We start from the raw sequence: 13,939 nt of genomic DNA, 5'->3' as shown, positions 1-13,939 counted from the left end.
AAGAGAATTGGTTGCGGGAGCCGGATTTGAACCGACGACCTTCGGGTTATGAGCCCGACGAGCTACCAAGCTGCTCCATCCCGCGTCCGTATTCATCATTCAAAGCATGATGAGCGCTTATTAAACTGGAGCGACACACGAGGTTCGAACTCGTGACCTCAACCTTGGCAAGGTTGCGCTCTACCAACTGAGCTAGTGTCGCATCAACAACGTTTCCGTCGTTCAGGGCTGCGAATTATAAGAGCATTTTTTTGTGATGCAAGTCCTTCATGCAAAAAAAAGTCGTTTTTTTTCCGTTTGATGAAAAAGCACACAGAACAGAATATTTATTATTCTAAATCCGCAATTTAAAGTCGCAGCGACTGTTAGTTTTACCAGGATCAGATACTGAAAATGGTTTGACGATAATATTTTAGCTCCGCAATCGACTCTCGAATGTCATCCAGAGCAAGGTGACTACCCGATTTAGAAAACCCATCCAACACTTCTGGCTTCCAACGACGAGTAAGTTCTTTTAGCGTACTCACATCCACATAACGATAATGGAAGTACTCTTCTAGTTCCGGCATGTGTTTGTATAAGAAACGACGATCTTGACCAATGCTATTACCGCAAATTGGTGATTTACCTTTTGGCACCCATTTCTCTAAGAATTCAATAGTTTGCTCAATCGCTTGTTGCTCAGTCACCGTACTTGCACGCACTCGAGCCACTAAACCGCTGCCTGTATGAGTGGTTGTACACCACTCATCCATCTTATCGAGCTCAGTCTCAGGTTGGTGAATGGCTAATACTGGTCCTTCAGCTAAGATATTTAGTTCACTATCAGTGACAATGGTCGCGATTTCGATGATTTTATGGGTTTCTGGATCCAATCCAGTCATCTCCAAATCCATCCAAATTAAATTCTGATCGCTAAAGGACATAAATCGTTGCCTATTGGTTTTCTGATAAAAAAGGTACTATACCCAAATTCTGATCCTCAGGATAGTTATCAGAGGGTCCATCAAGACGATAAAAGATTAAGTAGACAACTGTGGCAAAAAAGAAAAAGCTCACCAAAGGTCAAGTAAGACGCGTACGTAGCAACCAAAAGCGTAAGCTCAAAAATGAAGAGTCCATTCAATGGGAGGAGTCTATGTTGGGCTCCGCTCTTAAAGGCTTAGTTATCACACGCTTTGGACAGCACGCAGACATTGAAGACATTGAAAGCGGCGAAGTTCATCGCTGCAATCTACGTCGCGGTATCGAATCTCTCGTCTCTGGCGATAAAGTAATTTGGCGCGCTGGGCATGAATCTATGGATGGCATCTCAGGTGTGGTTGAAGCGGTTGAGCCTCGTTCGTCAGTCCTAACTCGTCCTGATTATTATGACGGTTTGAAGCCTGTAGCGGCCAACGTAGACCAAATGCTGATTGTCTCTTCTGTGTTGCCAGAGCTTTCACTTAACATCATTGACCGCTACTTAGTGGCTGCAGAGACGCTAAAAATCGCGCCGCTTATCGTATTGAATAAAATTGACCTTCTCGAAGCAGAACAGCTAGCTCAATATCGAGAATGGCTCACTGCCTACGAGAAAATTGGTTACAAGGTTCTATTCGTCAGTAAGCAAACCGGTGAAGGTATTGCGGCACTTGAAGCTGAACTAAGTGATCGCATTAATATCTTTGTTGGCCAATCAGGCGTGGGGAAATCAAGCCTGGTCAACGCATTAATGCCACAGTTCAATGTAGAAGAAGGCGAGATTTCTGAGAACTCTGGCCTTGGTCAACACACAACAACGGCTTCTCGCCTCTATCACATTCCATCAGGTGGCGACCTTATCGATTCACCAGGAGTTCGTGAGTTTGGTTTATGGCACTTGGAGCCCGAAGCCATTACCCAAGCTTTTGTTGAATTTCAACCTTACCTCGGTGGCTGCAAGTTCCGCGACTGTAAACACTTAGACGATCCAGGCTGTATTTTGGTTGAAGCGGTAGAAAAAGGTGAAATTAACGAAATTCGCTTTGAAAACTACCACAAAATCTTGGAAAGCATGGCTGAAAATAAGGCTAATCGCCAATACTCACGCAGTAAAAAAGCCGATTTATAGTAACGCATCGCGCAATTAATCAACGCTTTATACTGACTTTTGGTGTGATTTTAAGTAACATCTCGCGCCCAAAAGTAAACAACATCTAGTTAACATTGGAAATGACGACAATGGATAAGATTAAAGTTGGACTGCAATACTGGATTCCCCAGCATGGTCTAACCCGCTTAGTCGGTAAACTGGCTTCAGCAAAAGCTGGCGGTCTAACAACAGCAATCATTCGCTGGTTCATCAAGCAGTACAACGTCAACATGGACGAAGCTCTGCACTCGGATCCTAAACATTTCAACACCTTCAACGAGTTTTTCGTACGTGAACTCAAAGAAGGTGCGCGCCCAATCACAGAAGGTGATGACGTAGTAACGCATCCTGCAGACGCTTGCGTTAGCCAATTCGGCCCAATTACCGACGGTAAGCTCATTCAAGCAAAAGGCCACGACTACACTGCACAAGAACTGCTCGGTGGCGATGCAGACTTAGCAAAAGAGTTTGCCGATGGTGAATTTGCAACTCTTTACCTTTCACCACGTGATTACCACCGTGTCCATATGCCATGTGATGGCACACTGCGCCAAATGATCTATGTGCCCGGCGATCTGTTCTCAGTAAACCCTCTAACGGCTGAAAACGTACCAAATCTATTTGCACGCAACGAGCGAGTGGTATGTATTTTTGATACTGAATTTGGCCCAATGGCTCAAGTTCTTGTTGGTGCAACGATTGTCGGTAGTATTGAGCAAGTTTGGGCGGGTACTGTCACACCGCCACGCGGTAACAGCGTATACAAATGGGATTATCCTGCAGAAGGCGATAAAGCCGTTATCTTGAAGAAGGGTGAAGAAATGGGCCGCTTCAAGCTAGGTTCAACCGTTATCAACCTATTTGCAAAAGATGCGATCACATTTGATGAGTCTATGCAAAATGGCGAAGCAACGGTCATGGGTACCCCTTACGCACATTTAAACCAAGATAAGTAAGTTTAAATTAACTAACTGATTGCAAACGCCCCGATTTATCGGGGCTTTTTTTGACCAGAAACAAATCTACAGCAACATTTTCCCACTGCTTTTCAAAACTTCAAACTCCGTCTAAGACCCTCATTTGATTATTATTTATCCTTGTCGCCATTGCAGTGTTTCGAGGTCAACCCATTTATGCCCAAAATCGATTATGGGGTTTTAATCAAGTTGCTGATTTGTTTCAGCTTACCCATTGGTGTGTTATTCATTCCTATCGACCTAATTCCCATTGATGATCTCACCTTGATCCAGCATCGCTTACTGGCTATTTTTTTGTTGGCGGCACTGCTTTGGGTGTTGGAGCCTGTCCCGGTATTTGCGACCTCAATTTTGATTATCGCTCTTGAGCTGATCATGATTTCGGATAAAGGACTCCACCTATTTCGCCACCCACCAGCAGGCCATGACCTTGGTGAGTTGATGAATTACACTGATATTTTTAGTGCCTTTTCTTCTCCGATCATCATTCTTTTTATGGGTGGTTTTGCTCTTGCGATCGCGGCCTCAAAGTATGAGTTAGATAACAATTTAGCTCGCGTCCTTTTAAAACCTTTTGGTCAACAACCTAAATTCATCATGCTAGGACTAATGCTGATTACGGCTGTGTTCTCTATGTTTATGTCCAATACTGCCACAACCGTCATGATGCTTGCTTTACTTGGCCCTATCGTTGCTTCAGCTCCTAGGGGAGACTTAGGCATAAAAGCTTTAGTGCTCTGTATTCCTATCGCCGCAAACACCGGTGGTATCGCGACACCAATTGGTACACCACCTAACGCTATCGCTCTGCAATATTTAACCGGAGAGAACAGCATTGATTTCCTAAGCTGGATGATGATGGGCCTACCCTTCGTGATTATTCAGCTCACTATCGCTTGGTTCCTATTACAGAGACTTTTCCCATCCGCCCAGCCAACGATGCAATTAAAGCTGGACGGTAAATTTCAAAAGAACTGGCGTGCTATCGTGGTTTACATCACTTTTGCCGCAACAATTCTGTTATGGATGACTACCAAGCTTCACGGAATGAACACTTATGTCGTTTCCATTATTCCTTTAGCGGTCTTCACCTTAACGGGCATCATGGGTAAAGCAGAACTTAAACAGATCAACTGGGATGTGCTTTGGCTCGTCGCCGGTGGTATAGCGATTGGTATTGGTCTAGATAAAACAGGGCTTGCATCAGCACTCGCGCACGCTATTGACTATGAATCCCTGTCACCTGTTGCTGTGGTGATCACCCTATCGATCGTTTGTTGGTTGATGGCAAACTTTATGTCGAATACTGCGACCGCTAACTTGTTGATGCCGATTGCTGCTGCGATTGGCGCATCTATGGAGAGCCTATCTTCGGTGGGTGGACTGCAAGGTTTGCTGGTTGTCGTCGCCTTCTCAGCCTCGCTTGGTATGATCTTGCCAGTCTCTACACCGCCAAACTCACTTGCTTACTCGACAGGACTGATTGAAAGCAAAGATATGGCCAAAACTGGCGTCATCATAGGGGTTATCGGTTTACTTATCGTCTATACGGCTGCTCTCATCTTGACTTAATGTTCACGGATTTCTTGCTCACATTTGTGGGCAAGAAATCACATTTCCAACAAAAGAATACGGAACACACATACTCGACTAGCTGAATAACAATATAGATCAAATCTATAAGTGCTCGCTTTCTATACTATCAGCTTGATATTTCACAGTTAGAACTGAAAGTCATATTTTGGTCTTCTTACTGGCTAATACACAGAGTATCTCTCCATAAAGATGTCCAATTATTTTCTTAGTTTGTTGTCTAATTATTGAAGGAAAGGCAATGAAAAATACCATTAAACTCAAAATACAAATTGCCATTGCAATCATTATTGCGGTTGTTAGTGGGGTCCAAGCTTGGATCTCGGTCAGCCAACTAAAGCAGGAAACCACCTCAGCACTCAACAGCGAGATGGCAAATATCAGTCACTCTACTGCTCGATATGTTTCTGATTGGCTTGCCATTCGCAGCGATATGATGCTCGCCAATGAAAAGAGCATCCTAGGTGCAGCGGACGCAGATCGAGAAATGCTGATCACCAAGCGCGCTGGCAACTTCTTGTCTGTTTATGCTGGATTCGAAGATGGTTCTATCGCTTATGGTGACAAAAACGAAGACTGGCCTGCCAACTACGATCCACGAACTCGCCCTTGGTACAAAGATGCGATGGCGACCAATGAAATGATCATTACCGAGCCATACCAAGATTTCGATGGCAGTATCGTGGTGAGTTTTGCTAAAGCGTTCAACGGTGATAAACAAGGTGTGCTTGCCGCAGATTTAACCGTGACCAACATTATCGACGAAGTACTTAATGTCTCTCTTGATAATGCAGGTTTCAGCTTCTTAGTTGATGGCAACAATAACATCGTCGCTTATCAAGATGAAAAACTCAGTCAAAAACCGCTAACCAACCTTAACCCTGTGTTAACCACCAATAAAATCAGTGAGCTGATCGAGACCGCTTACATCTCAACCATCACTTGGCCAAGCCAAGGGGATAAACTGGTCTTTGTAGTCAACATTCCATCAACCGATTGGTCATTGGGCATTGTGGTTGATAAAGAGATGGCCTTTGCTTCTGTCTCTGAACAAATTCAGTTCACCGCTATTGCCTCAATTTTACTTTATATTGTAATTGCATCGATCAGCACTTACGTGGTGACTCGCTTACTTAAACCATTGCAAACACTTTCTGATGCGCTGTCTCAATTGGCGCAAGGTGAAGGTGACTTGACTCAACGCATTGAAATTCGTCGTATGGATGAGATTGGTGAGCTTGCTACCCACGTAAACCAATTCTTAAGCCAAATGCAGGCAATGATCAGCAGCATCATTAACCACAGCCAGAAACTCGCCGCGCAAGCTAAACAAGCTAACCAGCTTTCTCAGCAAGCATCAGAGCAAGTTGAAACGCAGCAAAATGACGTCAACCAAATCGCGACGGCTATTCATGAAATGTCAGCCACAGCCGCAGAAGTAGCGAGCCATGCAGAAATGACGGCGACGGCATCCCAAGGTTCCGCTACTGCCTGTGAAGGTGGCCAAGATGTGATCGAGAAAAACCGTCGTGCCATCGTTGATTTGGCAGAGCAAGTATCATCGGCTTCAGGCATTATTTCAGAACTTGAAAACAACACTCAAAGCATCAACCAAATTCTGTCCACCATCCAAGAGATTGCTGAGCAGACTAACCTACTGGCTCTGAACGCGGCGATTGAAGCGGCTCGAGCTGGCGAGCAAGGCCGAGGTTTCGCGGTTGTCGCCGACGAAGTGCGTGTACTAAGCCAAAGAACTCACGGATCGACCGAAGAAATTCGCAATATGATTGAGACTTTGCAAAACAATACCAAGCTTGCAGTGAACAGCATGCAAGCAAGTACATCTCTTGCTGACACCAGTGTTGACTACGCCGAACAAGCTTCTGAAAGCCTAAATACCATTACTTCAGCTATCAATGAAATCAATGATATGGCACTGCAAATCGCCAGCGCTGCAGAAGAGCAACGTGCCGTGAGTGAAGACATTAGTCGCAATACTCAAGGTATTAAAGACGCTTCAGACATGTTGGCATCTCAAGCGGTTCAAAGTAGTGAAAGTGCCGACAACATGCGTGATTCAGCAGAAACAATGCGTATGGAGGTCGGTCGATTCAAAGTTTAAACGCTTTGATTCCACAATAATTTAATGCATATTGTCAGCCATTAATCTGTTCCGATTCACAAGGATATCGAGTCGATGGGCTATGAATGGCTGGCACTAGCGGCTGCACTTCTATGGGCAGTCGCTAGCTTACTTTCCGTTATACCCGCTCAGCACTTAGGCACCTTTGCTTATAGCCGCTGGCGCATGGGATGCACCTCAGTGATCTTAGGATCAATGGCTCTGTATACTGGAGGCTGGGGCACTGTAGAAAGTTCTGCTATCTCAGCAATGATGTTATCGGGTGTCATCGGTATATTTATTGGTGACACCGCCCTATTTGCCTGCCTCAACCGAATGGGGCCTCGTCAAGCTGGCCTACTGTTTTCATGCCATGCAGTTTTCTCTGCAATTCTCGGTTATTTTCTCTTTAGTGAAACCATGACAGCATACGAATTACTTGGCGCACTTTTGGTGTTTGCAGGTGTACTGACAGCGATATTTTTTGGTCGTAAAGGGCAAAGTAATAATCAGCTCGAAGCGATAAAAGGCAAAGTTTGGATTGGTATTTGCCTAGGGCTATTAGCGGCGTTATGCCAAGCATTAGGGGGGATTATCGCTAAACCCGTCATGCAGACCGATATTGACCCTGTCGCAGCTTCTGCAATACGAATGATGACGGCCTTTACCGCGCACTGTTTATTTCTCTTTAGCGGCGCAAAGCTAGCGAAAGCAACCCAACCGATAAACATTAAGATATTTTCGATAACCGCTGTAAACGGCTTTCTTGCTATGGCTGTCGGGATGACACTCATCCTCTATGCTCTGCAAGAAGGTAACGTTGGTATGGTGGCATTATTATCTTCAACAACACCCATTATGTTATTGCCTATACTTTGGATTTATTCTGGTAAGCGCCCCAATCGATTTGCTTGGATTGGCGCGTGTGTTGCTGTATTAGGCACAGCAATTTTGGTCAGCTAAAGCTATTACAACAATCGGTTTTACCCGCTTTTCTTTTCTGTCTTAATCGAGAGAATAGAGGTAGAAAAAAGGCCAACCAAACACGTCGGCATTGCACACATTGTTTGTAAGGTGAAAGAGAGCAACAGTATTTCACAAACAATATTTGATCTTAGCCTACAGTTTTGGTTAAAAAGTGTAGTAAAATTACGCTAATTTGTTTCCAAAGTTACTTTGAAATTTGACGAGGTCATCACTATGTCAGCTAAGAAGCCAATGGCTCTAGTTATTCTTGACGGTTACGGTCACCGTGAAGATACAGCAAGCAACGCGATCGCAAATGCAAAAACACCAGTTTTAGACGGTCTGTTTGCTAATAACCCTAACACTCTAATCTCTGCTTCTGGCATGGATGTAGGCCTTCCAGACGGTCAAATGGGTAACTCAGAAGTTGGTCACACTAACATCGGCGCTGGTCGTGTTGTATACCAAGACCTAACCCGCATCACTAAATCTATTGCTGACGGTGAGTTTGTTGAAACGCCAGCACTAGTTGAAGCTATCGATTCAGCAGTTAAAGCTGAGAAAGCGGTTCACATCATGGGTCTTATGTCTCCAGGTGGCGTTCACTCTCACGAAGACCACATCTATGCAGCCGTTGAAATGGCAGCAGCACGTGGCGCAGAGAAGATTTACCTACACTGCTTCCTAGACGGTCGTGATACACCACCACGTAGCGCAGAGAACTCTCTACAACGCTTCCAAGATCTATTCGCTAAACTAGGCAAAGGCCGCGTGGCTTCTCTAGTAGGTCGTTACTACGCAATGGACCGTGACAATAACTGGGACCGTGTTCAAGTTGCTTACGACCTTCTTACTCAAGCTAAAGCAGAATTCACATACGATTCAGCCGTTGCTGGTCTAGAAGCAGCTTACGCTCGTGACGAGAACGATGAGTTTGTTAAAGCAACAGCAATCAAAGCTGAAGGCCAAGAAGACGCTGCGATTGTTGATGGCGACGCTGTTATCTTCATGAACTACCGTGCTGACCGTGCGCGTCAAATCACACGTACTTTTGTACCTGATTTCGCAGGTTTTGAGCGTGCAGTATTCCCTGCAATCAACTTTGTTATGTTGACTCAATACGCAGCAGACATTCCTCTAGCAATCGCATTCCCACCAGCGTCTCTAGAAAACACGTACGGTGAGTGGTTATCTAAGCAAGGTAAAACTCAGCTACGCATCTCTGAAACAGAGAAGTATGCGCACGTAACTTTCTTCTTCAACGGTGGTGTTGAAGATGAATTTGAAGGCGAAGAGCGTCAGCTTGTTGCTTCTCCAAAAGTAGCGACTTACGATCTACAGCCAGAAATGAGCTCTGAAGAGCTGACTGAAAAAATGGTTGCTGCGATTAAGTCTGGCAAATACGACACTATCATCTGTAACTACCCTAACCCTGACATGGTTGGCCACACAGGCGTATACGAAGCAGCAGAAAAAGCAATTGAAGCTGTTGATGCGTGTGTAGGTAAAGTTGTTGCAGCAATCGAAGAAGTTGGCGGTCAAATGCTGATCACAGCTGACCACGGTAACGCAGAGATGATGGTAGACCCAGAAACAGGTGGTACGCACACTGCGCACACTAACCTACCTGTACCTCTAATCTACGTAGGTGAGAAAGCGGTTGAGTTCAAAGAAGGCGGTAAACTGTCTGACCTAGCACCAACGATGCTGTCTCTATCTGGTCTAGAAATCCCAGCTGAAATGTCTGGCCAAGTTATCGTTAAGTAACTGATCAAACATTAAATGCAGCCCGAGTACCTTGCTCGGGCTTTTTTATTGCTTACTGTAAGCACTTGTCACTAGCAACTTTTAACATTCCCCTTTCTTATCCGGAATTTGTTTGGGTATACTGACCTCCTCTCAAAGACTTAGGACAGATCGGAACCATGGCTGCAACTCCACAGGGAAAAATATCGGCGTATAAAAAGCTGTGCGCTCTTGGGTTGATCCTTACCGCCTGTTCATTCTCTCCTAGCTACGCAGCCTCTAATGCGGAATTAAAAGGGGTAAGCGGTGAAATCTCTCGTCAAAAGCAATCTTTGAGTTCTCAGCAGAAAAAGCTTGATAGCCTTCAACAATCACTCAAAAGCCAAGAGACCACCATCGCTCGGTTAGAGAAAGAGATCAAAGAGAGTAAGGCGTCACTGGCAAATACCAATAGCAACATCGCCAAGTTACAAAAGCAGATAACAACGCTAGCCGAGCAGAAAAAGGCCCAGAGCGATAAACTGGCTGAGTTACTGCAGACTTACTACGTCACTCAGCGCGCAAAATCATCATCAAACATTTTAAATAATGGCGTCGAAGAAGATCGTATTAGCCAATACTTTCAACACCTTGCCAAACAGCGTGCGACATTGATTGAAGAGCTAGAAGTCACAGTCGATCAGTTAGAGCATAGTCAAAAGCAGCTGAACTTAGAGAAGCAGCAAATCGCGAGCATACTGCAGCAGCAAACCAACCAGCGTGACAAGCTGTCTAAGACACAATCACAGCGTAAAGGCACAGTTTCAAAGATCCGAAAAAGCATTACCAATGACAAAGTTTACTTGTCTGAATTGCAGCGAAACGAGACGCGCCTAAAAGCTGAGATTGCTAAAGCAGCAAAACGCAATGCTGTGCCGATGGATGGTCTAGCTCGTCATAAAGGTAAGCTTCCATGGCCACTCAAAGGTAAAGTGCTACACAGCTACGGAACAAAGCAGACAGGCCAAATCAATTGGAAAGGCATGGTGATCAACGCCAACTACGGTCAATCGGTCAAAGCAGTCTATTCGGGTACCGTCGTATTTGCTGACTACCTGCGCGGCTATGGACTTGTGGTTCTGCTTGACCACGGTAAAGGCGATATGACGCTCTATGGCTTCAACCAAAGCCTACTAAAGAAAGAAGGCGATAAAGTCACTGCCGGAGAATCAATCGCTCTTGCAGGGGACACAGGAGGCCAATCTCGGCCTTCGCTCTATTTTGAGATTCGACGCAACAGTAAAACTCAAAACCCGAAAAGCTGGTTAACCCGCTAAGTTCTCCATTCATAAGCGCTCTAGAGTGACCTGAGTAGCTATGGTTCTACAAGCCGCTTGAGGGAAACCCGCCACAAATATAATGCGCAGAGCTACTTTCTGCGCACACTTGTCGCAATGGTTACACAGACCACTCAACCAATATCTTTACGACTAGAGCTCAGAGCGATAGTAGCTTTCAACCGATTGTATAAATGCTTCTATCTGGCCTTTTTCAAGGGCATTGATACCCGCTGCTGCGCGCCCACCACCCGATGGAAATTGAGAGCAGATATCTCCAGCGCCTTGTTTATTATTTAATGGCGCTCGCAATGACACAGTATAAGTACCATCACTATTTTCCGTGAGTACCGCATGAGCTGTGTCTGGTGAACGGTTTGCTAATAAGTTGCCATACACTCCGCTAATACGACGTGATGACGCCTCATTGGGTAACTCAAATAAACCCAATGTGTCACTTTTATACTTAGGCTTGATTGAGAGTGCCTGTTCCATATCGCGCTGGTAGGCCGCTTTCAAGATTGGGTAAGGAGAGTTTTGATCAGCAATAACAGCAAAAGGATCATCGTAGGCCAAAAGCTCAGTGAATAGCTCGGCGGGATCAAAGTGTAAATCCTGAAGTTTCGATCCGTAGCCATTGTAGTTAATCAATACACCTAAGTCTTTTAGCTGCTCTTGCTGCTTTGCCGTTAACCCCGCCAAATCCGCTAACTGATCGGCTTTGGCGACTAAATTATCCCCATAGGCAGCTGTAATCGCCCAGTAATGGAATCGCCCTTCAAGTAACTGATCGATAATCAAAGCAGTACAGGTATTGGCATCAAGATTAATATGCGCATCTAATCGAGAGTGTTCAGGGATCTCTCCACTTTTATGATGGTCTGCGTAAAAAACCTCAGCGCCTATGTTCAAAGCCGATTTAAGACCCGCTTTGTTTTTCTCCATTGAGATATCAAGCACAGTGAGAGAATCATTAGCGCGAAGCGACAGTTTATCCAATAGCTGAATATCTCGTTTCACACCAGTCACAAGGGTCGCTTCTTTAGGTTGGGCCAAGCGCAATTGCAGAAGTGCGATTATGCCATCCGCATCACCATTAAAAACATCGTAGTGCATATATAACAAAACCCATTAAAGTCATTTATTGCACTTTAATGGGTTTCAGAAACTGGAACAATTTTAATTAGTTATATCTTAAGCATGGATCGCTTTCACACCATCCTCTAAGAGTTGCAACTGTTCAATGCCTTGGTCTGTGGCTCTCGGTTTTACTACCGCAATCATCTGTAGCATACCTTGGTGAATCACTTGCTCGGTGATTTGCGTTTTTGGCGACATAGCGGATTGATACCCTAGCCAACTCGAAGCAATCAAATGCAAGGTTGTCACTAGAGGCTTCATTTCATGCTCTTCAACATGCAGCAGCTCTAATCCAACAAAGGCACGCATAATGTTGACTAGGTTTGCTTGTAGCTTCTCTTGCACTTGAATGTACTCTGCATGCAACTGCTCGTCACGTTGAAGGATCTCTGGTAGGTTTGCGTAGAAAAATCGATATTTCCACATCAGGTTAAAAATAGAATCTAAGTAATGCTTCAACATCACTAAGCTCTCTTGCTGCCCCTGGATTGGCGTAAAGCGCTCAAGCAGTTCGTTTGAGTAAAGCGCAAAGATCTCTCGTACAATTTCTTGCTTGTTACGGAAGTGGTAATAAAGGTTACCCGGACTAATATCAATGTGCGCCGCAATGTGGTTCGTCGTAATGTTGCGCTCACCATGCTCATTAAATTGCTCCAATGCAGCAAGTACTATCTTGTCGCGTGTCTTCATTCTTTTTCCGTATCCTTTTCCATTACTAATGTGCAGTATAACGGCTAGTGTAACCCATAACAAAAAAGCGCCTGGTCATATCAGGCGCTTTCAATCTGTTACTTAGTTATTTGTGGTATGGCTTAGATAACTCGTGCACCGCTTCAACAAACACACCTGCGTTTTCTGGCGGCACATCCAAGTGAATACCGTGACCAAGGTTAAACACGTGACCCGTACCCGCATCACCGAAGCCTTCAAGGATTGTCGCTACTTCCTCACGGATACGCTCAGGTGAAGCGTATAGCATTGATGGATCCATGTTACCTTGCAGTGCAACTTTATCGCCTACACGTTTCACAGCGTCTTGAATGTTAATTGTCCAGTCTAGGCCAACCGCATCACAACCTGTTGCAGCGATCTGCTCTAACCACATACCGCCATTCTTCGTAAATAGCGTTACAGGAACTCGGCGGCCATCATTTTCGCGAATCAAACCATCAACGATCTTGTGCATGTACTGCAGTGAGAATAGGTTGTAATCACGAGGCGTCAATACACCGCCCCATGTATCAAATACCATCACTGATTGTGCACCCGCTTTGATTTGCGCGTTTAGATATTCGATAACACTGTCTGCTAGCTTATCTAGAAGTAGGTGCAGCGTTTGTGGTTCTGCGTACATCATCTTCTTGATCTTAGTGAAGGCTTTCGAGCTACCACCTTCTACCATGTATGTCGCTAGCGTCCATGGGCTACCAGAGAAACCGATAAGCGGAACATCTCCGTTCAGATCTTTACGGATCTGACGAACGGCATTCATTACGTATTGAAGCTCACCTTCAGGATCTGGCAAACCAATCTTTTCGACGTCCGCTTTACATGTAATTGGCTTATCGAATACTGGACCTTCACCTGCTGCAAAACGCAGCTCTAATCCCATTGCATCAGGGATTGTCAAAATATCAGAGAAAAGGATCGCAGCATCAAGCGGAAAACGACGTAATGGTTGAAGTGTTACTTCAGACGCCAACTCTGCGTTCTTACACAGAGACATGAAATCACCTGCTTCTGCACGCGTTGCTTTGTACTCAGGTAGGTAACGTCCTGCCTGACGCATCATCCATACCGGTGTGTAATCCACTGGCTGTTTTAATAGTGCACGCAGATAACGATCATTTTTTAATTCAGTCATTCCGTTTTTCCGATTCTTTTAGACTCACTTTTTGTGAGCAATATTCTAACACTGTTTGGCTCGCAAAAGCTGTGTGCTTTGCAACCTAGATCAAGTTATTAA

11 protein-coding genes and 2 tRNA genes are annotated in these 13,939 nt (G+C 44.9%); 7 read left to right on the top strand and 6 right to left on the bottom strand.

The features are described from left to right. Nucleotides 1–8: 8 nt before the first annotated feature. From GVO60_RS21450 to orn, 3 genes are all read right to left on the bottom strand, one after another. Nucleotides 9–85, bottom strand: a tRNA-Met gene (locus GVO60_RS21450). Nucleotides 86–126: 41 nt separating this feature from the next. Next, nucleotides 127–202: transfer RNA gene (locus GVO60_RS21445), tRNA-Gly, on the bottom strand. A 178-nt stretch (nt 203–380) separates the two neighbouring features. After that, entirely contained in the window at nt 381–926 is a 546-nt protein-coding gene (gene orn, locus GVO60_RS21440; RefSeq protein ID WP_159657717.1) for an oligoribonuclease, read from the bottom strand. A gap of 110 nt (nt 927–1,036) precedes the next feature. Here orn and rsgA point away from each other — a divergent pair, with 110 nt between their 5' ends. The 7 genes from rsgA (at nt 1,037) to GVO60_RS21405 (ending at nt 10,833) form a co-directional block, all read left to right on the top strand. Continuing rightward, nucleotides 1,037–2,092, top strand: a complete 1,056-nt coding sequence (gene rsgA, locus GVO60_RS21435; protein WP_159657715.1) for a small ribosomal subunit biogenesis GTPase RsgA — start codon at nt 1,037–1,039, stop codon at nt 2,090–2,092. Between the two features lie 110 nt (nt 2,093–2,202). Continuing rightward, complete coding sequence (gene asd / locus GVO60_RS21430) at nt 2,203–3,069, top strand: archaetidylserine decarboxylase (RefSeq protein WP_159657713.1); 867 nt, start codon at nt 2,203–2,205, stop codon at nt 3,067–3,069. Nucleotides 3,070–3,246: 177 nt separating this feature from the next. Further along, a complete protein-coding gene (locus GVO60_RS21425) occupies nt 3,247–4,662 on the top strand; it encodes an SLC13 family permease (protein WP_159657711.1) in 1,416 nt (471 codons plus the stop codon). 262 nt (nt 4,663–4,924) lie between these two features. Beyond that, on the top strand, nt 4,925–6,805 hold the full coding sequence (locus GVO60_RS21420) for a methyl-accepting chemotaxis protein (protein WP_159657709.1): 1,881 nt from the start codon (nt 4,925–4,927) through the stop codon (nt 6,803–6,805). Between the two features lie 75 nt (nt 6,806–6,880). After that, nucleotides 6,881–7,768, top strand: coding sequence for a DMT family transporter (locus GVO60_RS21415; RefSeq protein ID WP_159657707.1), 888 nt, complete (start codon nt 6,881–6,883; stop codon nt 7,766–7,768). A gap of 237 nt (nt 7,769–8,005) precedes the next feature. Continuing rightward, entirely contained in the window at nt 8,006–9,538 is a 1,533-nt protein-coding gene (gene gpmM / locus GVO60_RS21410) for a 2,3-bisphosphoglycerate-independent phosphoglycerate mutase (protein WP_159657705.1), read from the top strand. Nucleotides 9,539–9,696: 158 nt separating this feature from the next. Next, the gene (locus tag GVO60_RS21405; RefSeq protein ID WP_159657703.1) at nt 9,697–10,833 is read left to right on the top strand and encodes a murein hydrolase activator EnvC family protein; all 1,137 of its coding nucleotides are present in this window, start codon (nt 9,697–9,699) and stop codon (nt 10,831–10,833) included. Nucleotides 10,834–10,986: 153 nt separating this feature from the next. On the opposite strand, the gene GVO60_RS21400 is transcribed toward GVO60_RS21405, so the two are convergent. The 3 genes from GVO60_RS21400 to hemE form a co-directional block, all read right to left on the bottom strand. Beyond that, entirely contained in the window at nt 10,987–11,949 is a 963-nt protein-coding gene (locus tag GVO60_RS21400; RefSeq protein ID WP_159657701.1) for a DHH family phosphoesterase, read from the bottom strand. A 78-nt stretch (nt 11,950–12,027) separates the two neighbouring features. Further along, nucleotides 12,028–12,663 carry a TetR/AcrR family transcriptional regulator gene (locus GVO60_RS21395; RefSeq protein WP_159657699.1) on the bottom strand — a complete coding sequence of 212 codons (636 nt, stop codon included), beginning with the start codon at nt 12,661–12,663 and terminating at the stop codon, nt 12,028–12,030. Between the two features lie 106 nt (nt 12,664–12,769). Continuing rightward, nucleotides 12,770–13,837, bottom strand: coding sequence for a uroporphyrinogen decarboxylase (gene hemE, locus GVO60_RS21390; RefSeq protein ID WP_159657697.1), 1,068 nt, complete (start codon nt 13,835–13,837; stop codon nt 12,770–12,772). Nucleotides 13,838–13,939: the final 102 nt, after the last annotated feature.

It is taken from the genome of Vibrio atypicus (genome assembly GCF_009811315.1).
Taxonomy (GTDB): domain Bacteria; phylum Pseudomonadota; class Gammaproteobacteria; order Enterobacterales; family Vibrionaceae; genus Vibrio; species Vibrio atypicus.
The sequence above is the reverse complement of the archived record's forward strand: the minus strand, read 5'-3'. Positions and strand labels throughout refer to the sequence as shown.

Bases quoted from the DNA above. Each gene is read 5' to 3' on its own strand.
- orn (WP_159657717.1), bottom strand. From the start codon at position 926: ATGTCCTTTAGCGATCAGAATTTAATTTGGATGGATTTGGAGATGACT.
- asd (WP_159657713.1), top strand. From the start codon at position 2,203: ATGGATAAGATTAAAGTTGGACTGCAATACTGGATTCCCCAGCATGGT.
- hemE (WP_159657697.1), bottom strand. From the start codon at position 13,837: ATGACTGAATTAAAAAATGATCGTTATCTGCGTGCACTATTAAAACAG.
- gpmM (WP_159657705.1), top strand. From the start codon at position 8,006: ATGTCAGCTAAGAAGCCAATGGCTCTAGTTATTCTTGACGGTTACGGT.
- GVO60_RS21405 (WP_159657703.1), top strand. From the start codon at position 9,697: ATGGCTGCAACTCCACAGGGAAAAATATCGGCGTATAAAAAGCTGTGC.
- GVO60_RS21415 (WP_159657707.1), top strand. From the start codon at position 6,881: ATGGGCTATGAATGGCTGGCACTAGCGGCTGCACTTCTATGGGCAGTC.
- GVO60_RS21425 (WP_159657711.1), top strand. From the start codon at position 3,247: ATGCCCAAAATCGATTATGGGGTTTTAATCAAGTTGCTGATTTGTTTC.
- GVO60_RS21400 (WP_159657701.1), bottom strand. From the start codon at position 11,949: ATGCACTACGATGTTTTTAATGGTGATGCGGATGGCATAATCGCACTT.
- GVO60_RS21395 (WP_159657699.1), bottom strand. From the start codon at position 12,663: ATGAAGACACGCGACAAGATAGTACTTGCTGCATTGGAGCAATTTAAT.
- GVO60_RS21420 (WP_159657709.1), top strand. From the start codon at position 4,925: ATGAAAAATACCATTAAACTCAAAATACAAATTGCCATTGCAATCATT.